Here is an 18,288-nt window from a genome sequence, read left to right as displayed (position 1 = left end):
GCAGCATCGACAGACACCCTGCGTCCGGCAACATCACCAGCCTGCATCAGGCCATCCGGGGATTCAATGCAGCGCCCGCCGGCCGGCCGGTGATCGGCGCCGGCGTGCGATCGGGGCCTTCAGCCGTCGCGCGGTTCCGGGGCGAGCGTGTCGAGGACCGGGTGATCCGGCCAGTCCGACTCCAGCTGCTGGAGAAGCCGCCGTGCCTGGGCCGATTCGCCCAGGGCACGGTGCGCACTCACCAGGGCGGCCATGGCATAGGGGGCGGACTCGGTGTTTCCGTAGTGGGTGAGCAGGTACCGGGCACGCGGGACGACGGCGTCATGGCGCCGTGCATCCAGGTCATTGCGAATGGCGTTGAGCTCCACCCGCGCCAGACCCTCGCGCAGCTCCATGAGCAGGGGGCGCACGTCCGAACCATAGGCCGTGTCCGGATGCGCGGTGAGCAGCAGACGGAACCGGCCGAAGGCCTCCCGGGCCTGATCGGCCGAGCGGGCACCCGGCGCCTCGGGCGGCAGGGCACGCCACCGGGCGTAGGCCGCCAGCGCACTGAGATAATGCCCGTAATCCTCGGAGGGATGTCCGGGGAATCGCTCCAGGAAGTCCTCGACCAGGACCTCCGCCGCTTCAAGATCCCCCGTCCCCAGGCAGACGTAGCCGGACTCCAGATAGGCATCCGGCAACCGGCGGCTGTCCGGATGCCCGGACTGCATGGCCTCCACGGCGCGACGGGCCGCGGTGCAGTCGTTGCGCGCCACGGCATCGGCAACCTCCCGGTAGGCCGCCGCATCGTTGTCCGGGACGCGATCCCCGGGCATGGCGCAACCGGCCAGGATCGCAGCGACCATCAGGGTTAACAGCGCCGCGCGAGTGGCCCGGACGAACGGCACCTGAGATGAATGTTGAGGCATCAGTGTCCTGAATCGTGTTGAGCGTCGTTCATCATAACGGTTCTGGTCGGCGGACTTCATCAAACCTGGCATGTGCACCCCCGGGACACCCGGGATCACACGGCAGGCACGCAATCCCCTCAAAGCGAACCGGACAGGCCAATGGGCACCGTGCCGTCGGGATTCGGCGTGCCCAGCATGCGCAACGCCTGGACCAGACGCGGGTCGGCGCCCTCGCGGGTGCCGGCCTCCCCTTCGATGCGATACTGACCGCCGGGGACCACGTCCACCCGGCCCCGTGCCACCAGCGGCCCGCCCTGTTCACCGATCAGCAGCCGCAGCCCGCCCTCCCCGGTGGCCTGCAGTTCCGCGCGCAGATCCCCAAGCGCCACGGGCTCGGGAATGCCCGCGCCCGCCTCCAGCCACCCCAGCACGCCCTCGGCCTCACGCACCCGTCCGTCACGGTCCAGAACCAGGTGTCGCAGGTCCAGCAGCAGGCGACCTTCGATGACCACGGGGAGTTCGAGATACGGGGAAATGGCCGCGGCGGCACGCAGGTCGGCCCGGGTATCGGTCACCCGGACACCACCGATGCCGGCGGCCACGCCGCCCTGCAGGTGCCCATCGGCCAGATCGGCGGACACCGTCCAGCCCATGCGTCCACCCAACAACGCGCCGGGCCGGAAGCGCCAGGCGACCCGCTCGACCGTCACCGCCCCTGGCAGCCTGACACGGGCGGCGGATCCGGACCATAGCGTGCCGGTGACGGCCCGGGCCGACAGCCCGCCGGGCAACAGGCCCCGCTGTCCGGCCTGATCCCAGACCAGACCCGCCGGCAGCAGGGCCACCAGGAACACCCCGTAGGCCAGCAGCCCCGTCAGTGCCCAGGCCACCCAGGTGCGGCGCGCGCGGCGATCACTCCTCAAGTCAGACGCCCTTCATCCTTCATCCTTCATCATTGTCCCCGTCCCGCCCGTTCCAGGCTCAAGCGCGCATTCACGCGCCCCTCCACCGGCTGACGGTCCACCACCAGGCTCGTGACGCGCAGCCCGTAGCGGGTCTCCAGGGTACCAAGCCAGAGGATCAGATCGTCGAACGGCGCGTCCTCCAGCCACACGCGCACGGCATCGGCACCCTCCGGCTGCACGCGGCGCACGGTCCCGGTCAGGGGCCCTTCCCGCGCCGTACGGTCGATGACACTCAGGGGGGACCCGTCTCCCGCGGCAGCGGGCGCCCCTGTGGCGCCGCCCTCGACACCGCGCACCCGCTCGGCGGCCGCCTGCATCCAGGCCACGTCTTCATACAGTGCGCTCACGGACCGCTCCATGCGTTCGGCCTGCTCGGTGAGCGATTGCAGGACCAGCCAGTAAGGCAGAATGACGCCCAGGCACACGGCTCCGATGATCAGGATGCGCCGGTCACGGGGACCGAGCCTTGCCCAGAAGGCATTCATGTGCCCGCCCTCCTCACCTGAATACGGCTTTCCACGAAGTCGTCCTGCGCACTGGCCGAGAGGATCTCCACGGACCACTGCTCCCCCCGCTCCAGGCGCTGCTTCAGTCCGTCGAGGGCCCGGAGACTGTCGAGCCGCAGGTCCAGATCCATCTGGCCCGGCCGGTAGCGCAGGCTCTCAATCCGGAAGCCCGGCACCTCCACCAGGACGGGGGCCACATGGGCGAGCGCCGCCTGGAAATCGTGGCCGGCCTCATCGGACCCGCCCCGGGTCAGGCTCACCAGCGCGCTCTCCATCTGACGTCTCGGATCGCCGCCGGCCCGGCTGCCGGGGAACGCGGCCTGATAGATATCGCGCATGCGATCGTCCAGTATGGCCTGCTGCTGGCCCATGTACCGGATCTCGGTATGCAACTGGATCAGGTGGACTGCCCCCCAGAGCACCGCGATGATCACGGCGACCCGCCAGGGGCGCCACAGGTGGCTCCACTGCTCGCGACGGCCATAGGGCCCAACGAGCAGATTGAACGGCGGACGCGGGGGCAGGTGCCGGGAGATCTCCTCCAACAGCGGTTCCTCGCTCTCTCGGCGCACCACCGGCACGCCTCCGAAGACCCCCGGCTCGTCCAGGGCACTGTCCGACTCCCGCGCGGGTCCGTGACACACGATCACGATGCGGGCCGGGTGCTGACCGTCGGGCGTCTCGTCCAGACGCATCCGCACGAGCATGGCGGCATTGTCCCGGTCCAGGGCCAGACCGTCCCCCGGTCCGAGGGCCAGCCACGCCTCGTCACCCTCGAGCCAGAGCAGCCAGCCGCCCTCCTCGTCCCGGGGCAGGACGGCCGTCTCCGGCACCAGGGCGCGGGCATCGAGTCCGGCGGCAGCGAGGCGTTCACGCCAGTCATCCATCAGAGCGCGTTCCACCACCGCCACCGGCACGGTGTTGTCTTCCTCCACCGGGCCGGGCACGCAATGCAGGGCTTCCACGTCCCCGGCCAGCTGGTCCTCCAGGGCGTAGGGCAGGGCCCGCTGCAGGGCCCGGGGGTTTCGGGTGGGCACCGTGGTCCGGGTCAGCAGCACCCGCGTGCCGGGCACCAGCACGCGCACCGTGGGCACGGGTACGCTGCGGGCAAGCTCCGCCAGCCGGGAAAGCTCATCCGCGCCGCCCATCAGGAGGTTGCCGGCGCTGTCACGCAGCACGAAGGCCGCCGGGCCATCGTGTTCCGGCAATCGCAGCAGCAGGTTTCGCTGGATCATCTTGACGGTGCTCCCATCAGTGGCGGTTGGGCGTCGGCGCCCGGCGACATATCGTATCAGGCATCGCACGCCCCCTGCAGACGCCAGACAACCCGCCCCGAAGCGGTGTCCAGCAGGCTGCACATGAGCAGGCGGCGTCCGGCCAGTTGCGCATGGACGCCCAGGCGGTAGTAGGTGGCGCGCGTCTGGGCGGCCCCGGTGGCCGGAAAGGCCTCGCGCAGCATGTCGGCGGCGTTCTCGGTGTCCAGCTGGGTGCCTGCCGCGGGAAGGGCCGTGACGAGCGGTGCGAGCGCCTCCCACAACTCGGCGGATACACCGTGCACCAGCCGCATCTCCGCGGCCACCATCATCATACGGTTGGCGCTCAGGTAGGGCGGATCGGCGAGCCGGTAGACCGGGTCGTCGGTCTCGGGGTTCATCCAGTCCCGGGCCGCCGCCACCACCTGCTCAGGATCGAACGCCAGTTCCGGGTACTCCGCGCGCAGGTTCTCCAGCAGGCGGATGAACCCGTTCACGGCCAGTTCGTTGCCGCTGGAGAGGTTGTTGAGATTGAAACGACAATGCATGTCCTCGACCCAGATGTCCATCTCGGTATCGGCCAGGTTGACCCGCAGCACGGGCGACAGGCAGCCTTCCCAGGGCAACTCCCGATCGCCTTCCGCTTCGGGTCCGGTAAGCAGCTTGAGGGCATAGCGCTCGGCGGCCTGCACCGTGAGCCAGGCCTGGTCCTGGTTGAGCACGTTGCCTGCCCGGCGGATGTCCAGATGCTGCCGCGAGGTCATGGAAACGGCGGCCACCGTGGCCAGCACCACCACCAGCAGGGCGGTGATCAGCGCCACGCCACGCTGGCCGCGCGAAGACGCGGATCCCGGTGGTGTCGAGGCGCGAGGCATCATTGCACCGCCAGCCAGCGGGTGACCGTCCCGCCGCCGTCCAGCGCCAGGGTGAGTTCCAGCGCGACGGGCAACTCATCCAGGGCACCCGGGTTGATTTCCAGCGGCCAGTTTTCGGAGGTGCCGAAGGTGCCGTCGGGCAGGTGATAATGGAACCGCAGGTTCCAGTCGGTCACGCCGCGTGAGGTGCGCTGCGCATCCTCCACCGGACCCATGACGGGCAGGCGCCCCTGGGGCTCGGCGGGATCGGCGCCATCCAGTGCGGTCCAGTACATCCGGTAAAGCCGCGCCTCGTCGATCTCCCACGCCACGCGCTGCAGGCCCGAGCGGGACGAGGTGCGCACCACTTCCAGGCGGGGCCGGTCGCTGTAGGCGTTGAAGCGCAGGGGCGCCTGGGGATCGCCATGGACGTCCCGCACCGGACGCGCCACCACGTGGGCCAGATCCCTGCTCAGCAGCGTGAGGGCCACCTGCAGTTCGCCCAGGTCCCGGGACGCCTGATCCGTGTGTCCCCGGGTATCGAGCACCACCCGCAATCCCCCGTAGGCCATCACGGACACGAACGCGAACACCGAAAGCGCCACCAGCAGCTCCAGCAGCGTAAACCCGCCCTGGGTTGGACTTCCGGCCTTCCCTTGCCACTTGCCACTTGCCACTTGCCACTGTTTCATTGCAGAAACCCCACCACCCGGGCCAGTGGCGTCGCGTCAGCGTCATCCCGATCGCGAACCTCCAACTCCAGACGGGTCAGGCCTTCCAGCGCGATGCCCTCCACCCTGACGTCCTCGTCGCTCAGCGTGGCCTGCCAGTACCACCGGCGATCGGCCATCTCGCTGACGCCGCGCCGGGTGCCGCCGTGCACCGCCTCCAATCCCACCTGGTAGCGGGTCACCTGGTTGAGCGCCACCCAGTGGGCATAGGTCCGGTCACGCAGGTAGGCGGTATTGGCGGCATTGTCGCTGCCCACCTTGATGAGCGCCCCCAGCGCCACCCCGAGAATGGCCACGGCCACCAGCACCTCCAGCAGCGTGAACCCACCCTGCTGTGCCGTCCTTGCCACTTGCCACTTGCCACTTGCCACTGTTCTCAAGGCCTTCGCATCTCGACGCGCCCGCCGGGCAGGCTGCGCACCTGCCAGGCGGCCGTGCGCCCGCCCTCGGGGGCGATGTCCAGTTGAAAGGGGGTCATCTCGCCCGCCAGGCCGAGATAGACATGGGGCGGCGGCCGGTCGGCGGCACGGGGCAGCGTCACCGCGACCCCCTCCACATACAGGGTGAACTCCAGGTTGCGGTCCGCCACGTCCCGGGGGCGCAGCACCCGATCATCCTCCACCGGCAGCCACTCGTAACTGCGCTCATCCACCCGGTACTGGCGAAGAAAGACGTAACCCTGGCGGGTGAACCCGACCGCCTGGGTCTCGCCGCTGAGGATGCCCTCGTCCCGGACCAGTTCCAGAAGGCTCGCCAGGCGCCGGGCCTCCTGCTCCATGATCCGGTCATGGCCGCCGTCGCCCATGGCGATCACGGCGAAGGCGGCCATCACGCCGATGATGAACAGGACCGCCACCAGTTCGATGAGGGTGAAACCCCGGACCCGCACCGGGCGCACCCGATTGTCCGGCGGCGTGCTGCTCAATCGATGTTCCAGTTGCCGATCTCGGCGTTGATGCCTTCGCCGCCCGGCCGGCCGTCGGCGCCGAAGCTGTAGATATCGATGTCCCCGTGGCGGCCCGGGTGCACATACTGGTAGTGATTGCCCCAGGGGTCGGTGGGCAGTCGGTCCATGTATCCGCCGCTGCGCCAGTTGCGGGCCTCGGGTTGTCCCCCCGGGCGCTCCACCAGGGCGCGCAGACCCTGGTCCGTGGTGGGATAGCGGAAGTTGTCCAGCCGGTAGAGGTTGAGCGCGCTCTCCAGGGCCCGGATGTCGTTGCGCGCCTTGGTGACGCGCGCCTCGTCCGGGCGATCCATGATGCGCGGCACCACGATGGCGGCCAGAATGCCGAGGATGACCACCACGACCATGACCTCGATCAGGGTGAATCCGCGCGTTGCGCGTCGATTGCGTGAAATACTCTGTTTCATGACCCGAAGTTTTCCTGTGGTTCGCAACACGGACTATTCTGCCATTTTTGACGGACGGCCCCCATGACCGGTTCACGGCAATCCGCCACACCTGCCCGCTGGGCGCTGCCGATCGCCCTGGCTGCCGCGGCCGTGGCCCTGCAGATCACCGGCGGGCCCGAAGGCTGGCGCCTCGAACGCGCGGTGGTCCTGGCGGAGCCCTGGCGTCTGGTGACCGGGCACCTGGTGCATCTGGGCTGGGGCCACCTGCTGATGAACCTGGCGGGGCTTGCCGTCGTCTGGGCCCTGCTGGGCCCGGCCATGACACCCGGGCGCTGGGCGGCGACGGTGCTGGCCTGCGGGGCCGGCGTCAGCCTGGGCCTGCTCCTGCTGTCGCCCCAGGTGCCCTGGTACGCGGGCCTCTCGGGCATCCTCCACGGGCTCATCGCGGCCGGCGCCCTGGCCGGATTCCGGCGGCTGCCCGGTATCTGCGCGGTCCTGCTGGGATTGCTTGCGGTCAAACTCACTGTGGAACAGTTCCTGGGCCCGGGTGAGGGTACGGCCCGGCTGATCGGCGGCAACGTCATCGTGGATGCGCACCTCTACGGGGCCCTCGCGGGGCTCGCCTGCGGCGGCATTCTGATCCTCCTGAACCGCAGCAGACCCGCGTAGGCCAGCAGGACCGCCAGGAACCACGGCGCCAACGCACCGCCGCCGCCGGAGGAGCGCCGGGTCGTGGTGGTGAACGCGACGGACTCGCCGCCGATGGTCAGGGTCGTGGTGGCCTCGGTACCCCGCTCCTCTGGGGCCACGTGCTGTACGCAGATGCTGCCGCCGGGTGCGATGTACCCGGCCTCGGCGATGAATCCGGCCGACGCCGAGTCGCAGTTCAGGCTGTAGCGGCTGTTGCGCCCGGGTGCGTCGCCGCTGACCTGCACCGGCGCGGGCGCGTCGATGCCCTGCACCCGGATGATCTCCGAGGTCACCGTGGCCTCCGGGTTGACACCCGTCTGCGGCATGAAATCGGACAGTGCATCGGGCCGGGTGTCCGCGGGACCGGTGGTGCTCACGAAGGCCGCCCGGTGATTGCCCACGGCGAGCAAGGTGGCGGCCGGGTGTTCCGGGTAGGCCGATGCCGCATGGCGCAGGCAGATCGTGTCTCCGTCACCGGCCGTGCCCGCCTGCGCGGTGAAGCCGCCGTCGCACCCGATGCTGTACTCACCGCCCTGCACGGAGACGGGGAGCCCGCCGGTCGGGATACTCAACACCACGGGGCCGGACGTGACCACCGCATCCTTGTCCGCGCCGGACACCTCGCCGAAGTCCACCGTGCCCGCAGGCCGCCCGCCCGCGTCCGGGGTGCCCGCCACCGCCAGGCCCGCGTTGAGAATGCCGCTGCCGCAACCCACCTGGGAACCGCAGCCGGCCCCCGGAAACCCGGTCACGTTCCCCGTGAGGATCGCCGCCACCTGGCCCGGCGCAAGGCCGGGATTGCGGCTGAGGACCAGCGCGGCGACGCCGGCCACCTGCGCGCTGGCACCGCTGGTGCCGGTGACCCTGCCATAGCCATCCTCCAGCGGGTAGGTGATGCCGGCATTGCCGGTCGAGCGGATGTCGATGCCGGGCGCGCTGATGTCCACGGCCGTGCCGTAGTTGCTGAAGGCGGCGCGATTGCCATCGCGATCCGTCGCGGCCACGGTCAGGGTGTTGCCGCAGGTGGCAGGCGTCCAGGACACGAGGTCCAGTGACTCGCCGAGCGGCGATGCATTGCCGGCCGCGGTGACCACCAGTGTGCCCGCATTCGTGGCGTCGTTGATCGCGCTCTGCCAGAAGCTGTCGCAAATCCCCCGGCCGCCCAGGCTGAGATTGATGACGCGCGCGGGGTACGGGTTGACGGGCGCATCCGGCACAGGCAGGCCTGCCGCCCAGCGGATACCGTCCACGACGTCGGAGGTGTAGCCGCCGCATTTGCCCAAGGCCCGGACCGGCAGGATCATGGCACCCCAACTGACGCCCGCCTGACCCACGCCGTTGTCGGTCGCGGCGGCGGCGATCCCGGCCATGTAGGTGCCGTGCCAGGAGCTGGAGCCGGAGGAACAGCCCCAGGCCACGCCCTCGCTGCCGGTCACCCAGTCACCGGGATCGGCGGCCACGGGGTCACGCGCATCGCCGTCGTTCGCGGTGAAGAAGAACCGTTGCACCTGGCCGTCCACCACCCGGACGTCTTCGCTGACGAAGTCATGGCCCGGCAGGATCCTGCCGCGCAGATCCTCGTGCGTGAAGCGGATGCCCGTATCCACCACGGCCACGGTGACGGCATCGCCCGTGGTGACGTCCCAGGCGGCCGGCGCGTTGATACCGAAATCGTCACCGGCGGGCGGGGGGGGCTGAAGATGCCACTGGTCGCTGAACCCGGGATCATTGGGCTGGCGCATGGGAAACACCCGCCGGTCCGGCACGGCATACTCCACCCCGGGCAGGGCCATCAGCGCCTGCGCGGCCGCCATCACCTCATCCTCGGGCAACGCCTCGGGCAGGCGCAGCACGTCGGCACCGCCGGACATGGCCCGCAGCCAGGTCACGTCGCGCCCGGTCGCGGCGGAAGCCACCGCCACCCGTTCGTCGGCGCGCGGCGCGGGGGCGCCACCGGCAAGCACCGCCGGGCGCATGGCCTCGCTCACCCTGACGATGATGCGATCCGTGGGTGTGGCAAGGACCGACAGGGGCAGGACACATGCGACCGCGACCAGCCATGTGCAGCAACGTCTCATGGTGCGTGCATTCATGACACGGTCACCTGCCCCTCACTGATGCGTCACGCGCCGGTCCTCCGCCGCGTGGGTCACGGCCGGGTGATCCAGCAGACGCCGGATGATCTCGCGCACCTGGTTCGCGGTGACGGGCTCCACGGTGACCACCCGGTAACCGCCGCCCGCCCGATCCATGTACTCCAGCGGCACGCCGGCCGCCACGGAAAGGCGGCCGAGGCCCGCTTCGGAGGCCGGATCGAGCGCGGATCCGGGGGCGGGAAAGACCACGAGCCTCGCCACATCGGCCGTCTCGGAGGCCGGTTCTTCCAGGGTCTGACAGGCCGGTGCGCCCAGGGCCGCCACGAGCGTCAGCAGACACGCCGGCAGCAAACGGTTTGGCGCAATCATCTCAGTTCACCAGTTGGTTGAGTTCAAAGATGGGCAACAGGATGGCCAGCACGATCACCAGCACGATCATGCCCATCACCAGGATCAGGAGCGGTTCGAGGACGCCCATGAGCATGCCGATGCGCGTCTCCAGTTCCCGCTCCTGGTTCACGGCGGCGCGCTCGAGCATGTCGTCGAGACTGCCGCTGGCTTCGCCGCTCTTGATCAGATGCACGGTGATCGGCGGAAAATAGCCGGAACGCTCCAGGGCGTCGCCGATGCCCGACCCCTCGCGCACCCGCTGGGTGACGGTCTGGATGGCCTCGCGCATGGGCAGGTTGGCCACTACCTGGGCCGCGATGCGAAGCGCCTCAAGCACCGCGACGCCGCTGGCCGACAGGATGGAAAGCGTGCGCGCAAACCGGGCCGTGTTCATCCCCCGGGTCATCCGGCCGGAAAGCGGCAGGCGAAGCTGCAATCGGTGCCATGCGCTGCGCGGTCCGGGTTTTCTGAGCAGCCAGCCGGCGAGCACCACGACCGCCACCAGGGCGACCAGGATCAGCAGCCCGTACTCCCGCAGGCCGTCGCTCAGCGCAATCAGGGTGCGGGTCAGCCACGGCAGCTCCTGGCCGATGCCCTGGAACACCTGCACCACCTCCGGCACCACGTAGGTGAGCAGGGCCACGGTCACCAGCAGGGCCATGCCCGTGAGCAGGGCCGGATAGAACATGGCCAGCTGGATCTTCTGGCGCATCTGCTGGCGGTTCTCCGTGTAATCGGCCAGGCGTTCCAGCACCACCTCCAGGTGGCCGGACTGTTCACCCGCGTCCACGGTGGTGCGGTAGATGTCCGGGAACACGTGGGGAAAGTCGGCCAGCCCCCGGGCGAGCGAATGGCCTTCCATCACCCGGGTGCGCACGGCCATGAGCATGTTGCGGATACGCGGTTTCTCGCTCTGGCGCGCCACCGTGCCCAGCGCCTCCTCCAGGGGCAGGCCCGAGCGCACCAGCGTGGCAAGCTGGCGGGTGAGCAGGGCCAGATCCATGGCGCTGATGCCGCGGGAGAAGCCCGGCAGGCGCACCCGCCGCCCCTCGCGGCTGCGCACCTCCTCCACCTCCAGGGGCGTCAGTCCCCCGTCGCGCAACTGCTGCCGCACCTGGCGCGGGGTGTCGCCCTCGAGGACACCGCGGACCTCGCGCCCCCCGGGGTTCAGTGCACTGTATTCAAAGGCAGGCATTGACTGCAGTCTCAAGTGGCTTGAAGGCAGTGGCAAGTCTCAAGTGGCAAGGAAAATCACAGGACTTTCTCCCTCTCCCTCAGGGAGAGGACCGGGGTGAGGGTGTTGTCCCTTGCCACTTGAGACTTGCCACTTGTCACTAGTCTTCTTTAGTTACCCGCAGCACCTCTTCCACCGTGGTGTGGCCGGCGAGGATGCGGCGGCGGCCGTCGGCACGAATACTTGGACCATGGAGCCGCGCGTGGCGTTCCAGCACCTGCTCGCCGGCGCCGTCATGGATGAGGCCGCGCAATTCGTCGTCCACCTCCACCAGCTCGTAGATCCCCGTGCGCCCCCGGTAGCCCAGCTGATTGCAGTGCTCGCAGCCGACCGCGCGGTAGAGGGTGGGTGCCGGCTCCGCCGGCAGATCCAGGAGCTGACAGTCCTTTTCGTTGGCCGTATACGGCGCCTTGCAGTGGTCGCACAGCAGGCGCACCAGACGCTGGGCCAGGATGGCCACCAGCGTCGAGGAGAGCAGGAAGGGCTCCACCCCCATGTCCCGCAGGCGGGTGATGGCGCCGACGGCCGTGTTGGTGTGCAGGGTGGACAGCACCAGGTGGCCGGTGAGACTCGCCTGCACGGCGATCTGCACCGTTTCCAGGTCACGGATCTCGCCCACCATCACCACGTCCGGATCCTGGCGCAGAATGGCCCGCAGACCCCGGGCGAACGTCATGTCCACCTTGCTGTTGATCTGGGTCTGGCCGATGCCGTCGAGATCGTACTCGATGGGATCCTCGACCGTGAGGATGTTGCGGCTGCGATCGTTGAGCTGCGAAAGCGCGGCGTACAAGGTGGTGGTCTTGCCCGACCCGGTGGGACCGGTGACCAGCAGGATACCGTGGGGCCGGTGAATGGCGCGGCGCATGACCTCGTGGGTGCGGTCGTCCATCCCCAACTGCGTGAGATCCAGGCGGCCGGCCTGCTTGTCCAGCAGGCGCAGCACCACCCGTTCGCCATGGCCGGACGGCAGGGTGGAGACGCGCACGTCCACGGCGCGCCCGGCCACCTTCAGCGAGATGCGCCCGTCCTGGGGCAGGCGCTTCTCCGCGATGTCCAGGCGTGCCATCACCTTGATGCGTGAAGTGATCAACGGTGCCAGCACCCGCGGCGGCTCCAGGATCTGGCGCAGCACGCCGTCCACCCGGAAGCGCACGATCAGCCGGTTCTCGAAGGGCTCCACATGGATGTCCGAGGCGTTCTCCTTGACCGCCTCGGTGAGCAGGGCATTGATGAGCCGGATGATGGGCGCGTCGTCCTCCGTCTCCAGCAGGTCCTCGGGTTCGGCGAGACTCCGGGCGACGCTGTTGAGGTCCTCTTCCCCCATGTCGCCCATGAGCTGCATGGCGTCACTGGAGCTGTGTTCGTAGCGGGCTCGAAGCAGGGCGTCGAAACGCTCCTGGGAGACGCGCTCGATGCTCAGGGGACAGCCCAGGTGCCGCCGCAGCTCCGCCAGCGTGGCACTGCTCACGCCGGGGCGGCAGGCCACGTGCGCCTGTCCGCCGGCGTCCCCGGCGTCCTCCAGGACCACCACGCCGTGACGCCGGGCGAAACCGAAACTCAGACCGCGGAACTGGCGTTCATCGGCCTCGGGCGCCAAGGGGGCTGCCGGTCCCTCCCCGGCAAGACCCGCGTCATCGACTGAGGGGCGTATGCTCATGGCCTCGCCGGGGGCGGCCTCACATTGAGGCTGCCCGGTTCCTCCAGGGTGTACACCGCCTCGGCGGCTTCGAACGGTGGCGGCAGGTCCAGCAATGCATCCCAGGGCGGCAGCACCGGTGATGTGTCATCCGGCATCATCAGCACGTCCCGGCCCCGGGCGGCCACCTGCTGGGCTCGGATGAAGGAGTACTTCGAGGAGGTCAACTGATCCTGCACTGCGGCGTCACGCACGATCACCGGGTGCAGGAACACCATCAGGTTGCGCTTCTCCATGCGCGCGGTGTCATAGCGGAACAGGCGGCCCAGGGCCGGTATGTCACCAAGGCCGGGCACCTTGTCCCGGGTCTGCACGAGCTGATCGTCGATGAGGCCGCCGAGCACCACCATCTGGCCGTCCTCGACCATGACGATGGTGCGCAGACTGCGCTTGTTGGTAATGAGATCCGCCGCCGTGCTGGCGCCCGGCGCGATCTGGGAGACCTCCTGTTCGATCTCCAGCCGGATGGCATTGCCTTCATTGATCTGGGGCTTGATGCGCAGCATCACGCCCACGTCCTCGCGCTGGATGGTATCGAAGGCCTGTCCGGACTGCTCGATGGAACGTCCCGCGATGAAGGGCACATTCTGGCCCACCACGATCTCCGCCTCCTCGTTGTCCATGGTCATCAGGCTCGGGGTCGACAGGATATTGCTGGAGCTGTCGCCCGAAAGGGCCCGCACCAGCGCGGCGATGGTGGTGGAACCGGAACGCCCGACACCTCCGATGAATGCGCCGTCACCCAGGCTCGGCGGCGTCGCCACGGCGCCGCGCAGGAACGCATCGATGCCTCCGGCCAGTTCCACGATGCCGGAGCCCGTGCGACCGAAATTCACCACGCCCACACCGCTCCTCGGATCACCAATGCCCCACTGCACGCCCAGTTCAGCGGCCTTCTCCGAGGACACCTCGGCGATCACGGCCTCCACCAGCACCTGGGCCCGGCGCACATCCAACTGCTGGATCACCGCGCGAAGATCGCGCACGACATCCGGAGGACCGTTGAGCACCAGGGCATTGGTGCTCTCGTGGGAGTGGATACTCACCCCCCGAGCGCCCGCGCGGCCTTCGCCGGCTTCCGGCAGATCCATGCCCTCCAGCAGGCCCCGCAGCACTTCGGCCATTTCCTCCGCGGAGGCGTAGCGCAGATAAATCACCTGGGTATTGCCGCCGTCGATCCGGGTGTCCAGATGGGAGATCGTCGCGCGCAGGGCCACGCGGCGCTTGGGGTCGCCGCCCAGCAGGATGCTGTTGGTCCGCTCGTCGGCCACCATGTGCACCCGGGTCCGGGCACGCTCTTCTCCGCCCTGCAGACCGGTCAGCACCCTCACCACCTCGGCGGCGGAGGCATGCCGCAGCGGGATCAGCTCCATCTCCTCGCGACCATCCAGGTCGATGCGCGACACCAGTTCCGCGATGCGATCCACGTTGGCCGCGGAATCGGAGACGATGAGCACGTTGGATTCGGCCGAGGCCACCAGATGACCGCTCTGGGGCACCAGGGGACGCAGGATCGGCACCAGCTGGGCCGCGTCCACGTGATCCACCGCAATCACGCGGGTGACGTACTCGTCACCCCGGCGCACGCCGGGTTCGGTGACCGTGGGCACCTCGGCCTGCTTGGCCAGGGCATCGGGCACCAGCTTGACCACCCCTTCGCCGGGGATCGCGGAGAACCCGTGGATACGGAGAACGGAAAGGAAGATGCGATAGAGTTCGTCCCGGCTGACCGGCGCACCGGAGACCACCGTGACACGGCCGCGCACCCGGGGGTCCACCACGAAGTTGGTGCCGGTCTCCTCGGAGACCATGCTGATCAGGGCCTGGAGATCAGCCTCCTTGAGGTTGAGCACAATGTCATCGGCATTGAGCCAGCCGGGTGCCGCGAACAGCACAAGCAGCAACCCAAACCCGGCAAGACGGCATCGCCGGGCAACCATGTATCCCGCCCTTCGTTTAACACCAATCATCGATCTGTCCCCCGGGCGCCGCCGAAACGGCGCTCGCTTGCGAATCCCTTACTGCCCGATCGGAATGACCACCGTATCGGGCCGCCCGTTGCGCTCTATGTCGAGCCTGATCTCGCTGGCCCCGGCCAACTGGTCCCGTATGGCGGTCGGATCCGTCATTCCCGCCACCGTCATGCCGTTGACGGATGTCACCACGTCGCCGGGCCGCAGCCCGATCGCACGAAACATTCTGGCATCCCTGCGCGGCGAGATGGCAAAACCGTGTATCGAACCGTCCTCCATGACGGGCTGGACCTGGACCGCATCGAACAAGGCCGTGGGATCCTCGAGCCACTGGCGGCGTGTCTCCGCCGGCAGGGACGCCCCACCGGTGCCCGCCCCGGGTTGCGCGGCGGGGTCCTGCGGGGCCTCGCCGGACAGGGGCTCGTCCCTGGGCAGGCGCAGCAGCTCGTACCGCCCGGCCCGGCTCAGCACCACCCGATCCGGATGCACCTGCTCGAGCCTGGCGCCGCCGGGTATTTCCGCACCTGGGAGGTAGTGGCGCTCCTCCCCGGAATCGCTGGCGATCAGCGCAATGCCCTGACCCGAGGGGACAGCCGCCACCACACCCCGCAACTGCAGGCGAAGCCGGGTCTCGGGGGCGTCGATGTCCACCATGGTCGGCCGATCCGCGGGGGAGGCCTGGCCGAACAGATGCAGGCGCGCCACCGAATCCAGCGCGGGAGGCGACGGGGACACCCCGTTGAGGCCCGCACCCGGTATCGCCGGATCCGGCGCGGGTGCCTCCGCGACCACCGTCTCGGGGTACAGCGCCTCCCAGGTCAGCCTTGCCAGGCTGAAGGCCAGCGCGATCAGCAGGGCGGCGGTCACCCAGACGGCAAGACCCCCGGGGCCCAGCCGTCCGAGCCAGTGGCTCACTCGTTCCAAATTGATCACCGCGGTCATGTGAATCCGGCCGATTGGCCCGGCCCATATCAGAACATGCATACCCGGCGCCGGTGGCCGCACAAGGTCGGTTCAGCGGACCATCCAGGCCGGAACCGGGTCACTTTAGACGTCAAACACTCGCCATGTCCATATGTTACCCGCGAAACCTCCAATAACAGTGTAGCTGATCGGGCCCGGCCCCACCCGAACATGCAACGACCTGGAGACAACAAGAAAAACGGCGCCCGTCTGCCGACCGGCGCCGTGTGCGGCAGACGGGCCGAAACGCCCTAGAGGGTGATGACCTGGTCAAGCCCCCCGGCCTCCTGGATGGCGCCATAGAGGTTGGGGAAACAACCGATGGTGAACGGTTCCTGGATCTTCTCGTCGATGCGCCGCAGCTCACAGCACTGGTCGCAGCCCATGACCATCATGCCGTTCTTCTCGGCAACGGCCTTCAGGCGCAGGGCCGTGGGGTTGCCTTCCTCCAGCATGTAGTTGTTGTCGACGAAGAAAAACATCCCCACCACATCCACGCCGTGATTACCGGCTTCGAGCTGCGGAAGGATCATCTTCTCGAGGATGTAGCTGCCGTTCTGGGTGGCGAACACATAGGCGATGCGCATGGGGTCCTCTCCTTAATTAACGCTCTGCAGGGTTTGCGTGCGGTTTCCCCAGGGCCGCCTGTCAATGGGGCGGCCCCGGGGAAGACGATCAGCCGCAGGGGTTCGGCGGAGGCGCGACGCCTCCGCCGTTGCCCGGCGCGGGGGCGCCGGGGGCACCGGGGGCCGGCGCAGCAGCCGTACTGGTATAGGTACCCAGCGCGATCGCATTCACCGGTCCCGGCAGACTGATTACGTCACTCAGGCTGCGGTTCTGGCGATCGATCACCTGAATGTTGCCGCCCACCGCCTGGAAGTACTTGCTGCCATCCGGAGACCAGTAGCCCTGGAATGCCGAGGGGATATCCACGGTCTCGCTGATCCGGAACGGCGGTGAAGTCCGCAGGTCCACGATCTGCAACGTGCCCGGACCCTGGGTCGTGGTGAGCCACACCTCGTCACTGAATATGATCGTATCCTCACCACTGCCTGCCCTGCGGTTGATCGAGCCGTTGCTGGTGCTGGCGCGTCCGGTCAGGCCGTTGAGCAGGTAGATCGGGCCGGGGTCGGCGCTGTCCACCTTCTGGAGATACGCCGTGGTAGAACCGGTGGCACTGACCCCACTGCCGTCGTCGCCGGCCAGCGACACATAGCGGTAGCTCACCGAGTTCGAGGCGCCGCCCGTACTGGTGAAGTCGACGTTCACCTGGTACACGTTGCCGTTCACCAGGTTCGTGATGCTGTCATCCTCCAGCACCTCCAGCAGGTCCACGTACATACGCTGGATCTCGTAGGTGCTGGCCGGATCCGAAATATCGAAGATGCCCTCCGCGTTCTCGCCCTCATATTCCACGAAGAACAGGAACTCGTTGTCGCCCGCATTGCGGTTGATCAGCGAAGCCATCCACGGCCCGGCTGTGGGAATGTTGGCCTGAAAGTTCCGTGCACGCACCACGGGCAGCGCAAAATTATAGACCTCCGGGGAAGCGGTATTGATGGTGTCCACGTTCACGCCGGTGATGGTGTCGCCATCCACGTCCGGGGTCCAGGACCAGACCTCGCCCTGTGCGTTGCGCAGCATGGTGGAGTCGCAGGGCTCCACGAAGGTCTCCCCGCCGCCGATGGTCTCACTCGGGGCGGCGTTGCCCGACCGGGTCCAGCGGTTATCACCCGGCGCCGTCCCGCCGGGTGTCTGGTCATAGACGGACGTAAAGTTGGCTACCACGGCATTGTTGCTGTCCTTGACAGTACCGAAGCGAGGATGCACGAAGCGCACTGGGCGCCCGAAGTCCTCGGACTCGGGATCCGTGTCCAAGAACAGGATATGGTCGCCCTGGCGCACGCCGAACATGACCAGTTTGCCGTCCGGGGCGGGCTCGATGCCCACCGGGCTGTAGCCCATGTTGTGGAACAGGACGTCCGAGGCCTCCAGATGCTCCATGACCGAAACATCACCGCCCATGGCCATGATGCGGGTGGCGTTGGTCACGGAGTGGTTGAGGGTGCACAGATCCACCTTGGCCATCTCCTCCGGTGTCCAGGAGGTGCGTTGCAACAGGCTGTAGGCATCGCTGTCGATGGTACTCTGTGCCGAGATCCCGGCGGTACCGCTGGCGCCCACCGTGTTCACTTGGGCCAGACCCACCTCGCCGGAACGGTTGGCCTGAATGTATGGACCACCGAGGCCCTGAACCGGCTCCAGCGTCTCCGGATTCAGCCCCCAGACATTGCCACCGCCTCCGGTCCACACGTAGCGGCCCTCGTAGTACCAGGATTTCTGCTTGCCACCGCCGGCACCGAAGGGGATGTGATTGGTTTCCAGCACCTGAAGCGTCACCGGGTCGATCCGGGCCACCTGACGTTGACCGTCCTCGTCTGTGTAGAACGCGAACAGGGCCTGGGTCGGGGTACCGGGTTCTTCGGATACCTTCCCCTCGCTGCCGCATCCGCTCAGCACCAGGCCGGACGCAGCAATGAATGCGCAGGTCGTTGTCCACGCGGGTCCACGCGTGCGCTTCTGTATTGTTTCGGTCATGAGATCACCCCCCGCTTGGGAAATATTCTGGAAACACCTCCACCTTTTATAGACTTGGAAGACGCCGGGCGCCGGTCGCGCCCATGGTCG

At 68.2% G+C, this 18,288-nt stretch carries 18 protein-coding genes; 1 reads left to right on the top strand and 17 read right to left on the bottom strand.

From position 1 onward, the window contains the following. Window positions 1-119: 119 nt before the first annotated feature. The 9 genes from bamD to gspG form a co-directional block, all read right to left on the bottom strand. Window positions 120-911, bottom strand: coding sequence for an outer membrane protein assembly factor BamD (gene bamD / locus THITHI_RS0112260; protein WP_083908721.1), 792 nt, complete (start codon window positions 909-911; stop codon window positions 120-122). Window positions 912-1,030: 119 nt separating this feature from the next. Then, window positions 1,031-1,816 (bottom strand): type II secretion system protein N, encoded by a 786-nt coding sequence (locus THITHI_RS0112255; protein WP_018233395.1) that lies wholly within the window; start codon window positions 1,814-1,816, stop codon window positions 1,031-1,033. Window positions 1,817-1,845: 29 nt separating this feature from the next. Next, window positions 1,846-2,343 carry a type II secretion system protein GspM gene (gspM, locus tag THITHI_RS0112250; RefSeq protein ID WP_018233394.1) on the bottom strand — a complete coding sequence of 166 codons (498 nt, stop codon included), beginning with the start codon at window positions 2,341-2,343 and terminating at the stop codon, window positions 1,846-1,848. Beyond that, window positions 2,340-3,599 carry a type II secretion system protein GspL gene (gene gspL, locus THITHI_RS0112245; protein ID WP_018233393.1) on the bottom strand — a complete coding sequence of 420 codons (1,260 nt, stop codon included), beginning with the start codon at window positions 3,597-3,599 and terminating at the stop codon, window positions 2,340-2,342. The genes gspM and gspL overlap by 4 nt, the downstream gene beginning before the upstream one ends. A gap of 56 nt (window positions 3,600-3,655) precedes the next feature. Continuing rightward, window positions 3,656-4,438, bottom strand: coding sequence for a type II secretion system protein GspK (locus tag THITHI_RS0112240; RefSeq protein WP_018233392.1), 783 nt, complete (start codon window positions 4,436-4,438; stop codon window positions 3,656-3,658). 53 nt (window positions 4,439-4,491) lie between these two features. Then, on the bottom strand, window positions 4,492-5,163 hold the full coding sequence (gene gspJ, locus THITHI_RS0112235) for a type II secretion system minor pseudopilin GspJ (RefSeq protein ID WP_156820538.1): 672 nt from the start codon (window positions 5,161-5,163) through the stop codon (window positions 4,492-4,494). Further along, a complete protein-coding gene (gene gspI / locus THITHI_RS0112230) occupies window positions 5,160-5,552 on the bottom strand; it encodes a type II secretion system minor pseudopilin GspI (RefSeq protein WP_018233390.1) in 393 nt (130 codons plus the stop codon). The genes gspJ and gspI overlap by 4 nt, the downstream gene beginning before the upstream one ends. 26 nt (window positions 5,553-5,578) lie before the next feature. After that, window positions 5,579-6,127 carry a type II secretion system minor pseudopilin GspH gene (gene gspH / locus THITHI_RS0112225; RefSeq protein ID WP_018233389.1) on the bottom strand — a complete coding sequence of 183 codons (549 nt, stop codon included), beginning with the start codon at window positions 6,125-6,127 and terminating at the stop codon, window positions 5,579-5,581. Continuing rightward, window positions 6,124-6,573 (bottom strand): type II secretion system major pseudopilin GspG, encoded by a 450-nt coding sequence (gspG, locus tag THITHI_RS0112220; RefSeq protein ID WP_018233388.1) that lies wholly within the window; start codon window positions 6,571-6,573, stop codon window positions 6,124-6,126. The genes gspH and gspG overlap by 4 nt, the downstream gene beginning before the upstream one ends. Before the next feature lie 63 nt (window positions 6,574-6,636). Between gspG and rrtA the strand changes: the two genes are divergently transcribed. Further along, entirely contained in the window at window positions 6,637-7,224 is a 588-nt protein-coding gene (gene rrtA / locus THITHI_RS0112215; RefSeq protein ID WP_018233387.1) for a rhombosortase, read from the top strand. Here the strand turns inward: rrtA and mprA are convergent. The 8 genes from mprA to THITHI_RS0112175 all read right to left on the bottom strand — a co-directional run bounded on the left by mprA (window position 7,155) and on the right by THITHI_RS0112175 (window position 18,198). Then, a complete protein-coding gene (gene mprA / locus THITHI_RS19830) occupies window positions 7,155-9,338 on the bottom strand; it encodes an MprA protease, GlyGly-CTERM protein-sorting domain-containing form (protein WP_018233386.1) in 2,184 nt (727 codons plus the stop codon). The genes rrtA and mprA overlap by 70 nt on opposite strands. A gap of 18 nt (window positions 9,339-9,356) precedes the next feature. Next, the gene (locus THITHI_RS0112205) at window positions 9,357-9,710 is read right to left on the bottom strand and encodes a hypothetical protein (RefSeq protein ID WP_026186309.1); all 354 of its coding nucleotides are present in this window, start codon (window positions 9,708-9,710) and stop codon (window positions 9,357-9,359) included. 1 nt (window position 9,711) lies between these two features. After that, a complete protein-coding gene (gene gspF, locus THITHI_RS0112200) occupies window positions 9,712-10,926 on the bottom strand; it encodes a type II secretion system inner membrane protein GspF (RefSeq protein WP_018233384.1) in 1,215 nt (404 codons plus the stop codon). A 139-nt stretch (window positions 10,927-11,065) separates the two neighbouring features. Then, window positions 11,066-12,625: a type II secretion system ATPase GspE gene (gene gspE, locus THITHI_RS0112195; RefSeq protein ID WP_033336944.1), complete on the bottom strand. Its 1,560-nt coding sequence runs from the start codon at window positions 12,623-12,625 to the stop codon at window positions 11,066-11,068. Then, window positions 12,622-14,604 carry a type II secretion system secretin GspD gene (gene gspD / locus THITHI_RS18985; protein ID WP_051079941.1) on the bottom strand — a complete coding sequence of 661 codons (1,983 nt, stop codon included), beginning with the start codon at window positions 14,602-14,604 and terminating at the stop codon, window positions 12,622-12,624. The genes gspE and gspD overlap by 4 nt, the downstream gene beginning before the upstream one ends. Before the next feature lie 78 nt (window positions 14,605-14,682). Beyond that, window positions 14,683-15,579 (bottom strand): type II secretion system protein GspC, encoded by an 897-nt coding sequence (gene gspC / locus THITHI_RS0112185; RefSeq protein ID WP_018233381.1) that lies wholly within the window; start codon window positions 15,577-15,579, stop codon window positions 14,683-14,685. Window positions 15,580-15,851: 272 nt separating this feature from the next. Continuing rightward, entirely contained in the window at window positions 15,852-16,187 is a 336-nt protein-coding gene (locus THITHI_RS0112180) for a DsrE-related protein (protein ID WP_018233380.1), read from the bottom strand. Between the two features lie 88 nt (window positions 16,188-16,275). After that, window positions 16,276-18,198, bottom strand: a complete 1,923-nt coding sequence (locus THITHI_RS0112175; RefSeq protein WP_156820537.1) for a hypothetical protein — start codon at window positions 18,196-18,198, stop codon at window positions 16,276-16,278. Window positions 18,199-18,288: the final 90 nt, after the last annotated feature.

The organism is Thioalkalivibrio thiocyanodenitrificans ARhD 1 (assembly GCF_000378965.1).
GTDB classification, from domain to species: Bacteria; Pseudomonadota; Gammaproteobacteria; order Ectothiorhodospirales; family Ectothiorhodospiraceae; genus Thioalkalivibrio_A; species Thioalkalivibrio_A thiocyanodenitrificans.
This window is presented reverse-complemented; position numbering and strand designations above follow the sequence as displayed.

What these genes read in the sequence shown, in the direction of transcription:
- mprA (WP_018233386.1), bottom strand. Translation starts at nt 9,338, where the DNA reads ATGAATGCACGCACCATGAGACGTTGCTGCACATGGCTGGTCGCGGTC.
- gspF (WP_018233384.1), bottom strand. Translation starts at nt 10,926, where the DNA reads ATGCCTGCCTTTGAATACAGTGCACTGAACCCCGGGGGGCGCGAGGTC.
- gspG (WP_018233388.1), bottom strand. Translation starts at nt 6,573, where the DNA reads ATGAAACAGAGTATTTCACGCAATCGACGCGCAACGCGCGGATTCACC.
- THITHI_RS0112205 (WP_026186309.1), bottom strand. Translation starts at nt 9,710, where the DNA reads ATGATTGCGCCAAACCGTTTGCTGCCGGCGTGTCTGCTGACGCTCGTG.
- gspL (WP_018233393.1), bottom strand. Translation starts at nt 3,599, where the DNA reads ATGATCCAGCGAAACCTGCTGCTGCGATTGCCGGAACACGATGGCCCG.
- THITHI_RS0112180 (WP_018233380.1), bottom strand. Translation starts at nt 16,187, where the DNA reads ATGCGCATCGCCTATGTGTTCGCCACCCAGAACGGCAGCTACATCCTC.
- bamD (WP_083908721.1), bottom strand. Translation starts at nt 911, where the DNA reads ATGCCTCAACATTCATCTCAGGTGCCGTTCGTCCGGGCCACTCGCGCG.
- gspM (WP_018233394.1), bottom strand. Translation starts at nt 2,343, where the DNA reads ATGAATGCCTTCTGGGCAAGGCTCGGTCCCCGTGACCGGCGCATCCTG.
- gspE (WP_033336944.1), bottom strand. Translation starts at nt 12,625, where the DNA reads ATGAGCATACGCCCCTCAGTCGATGACGCGGGTCTTGCCGGGGAGGGA.
- rrtA (WP_018233387.1), top strand. Translation starts at nt 6,637, where the DNA reads ATGACCGGTTCACGGCAATCCGCCACACCTGCCCGCTGGGCGCTGCCG.
- gspD (WP_051079941.1), bottom strand. Translation starts at nt 14,604, where the DNA reads ATGGTTGCCCGGCGATGCCGTCTTGCCGGGTTTGGGTTGCTGCTTGTG.
- THITHI_RS0112175 (WP_156820537.1), bottom strand. Translation starts at nt 18,198, where the DNA reads ATGACCGAAACAATACAGAAGCGCACGCGTGGACCCGCGTGGACAACG.
- gspC (WP_018233381.1), bottom strand. Translation starts at nt 15,579, where the DNA reads ATGACCGCGGTGATCAATTTGGAACGAGTGAGCCACTGGCTCGGACGG.
- gspJ (WP_156820538.1), bottom strand. Translation starts at nt 5,163, where the DNA reads ATGAAACAGTGGCAAGTGGCAAGTGGCAAGTGGCAAGGGAAGGCCGGA.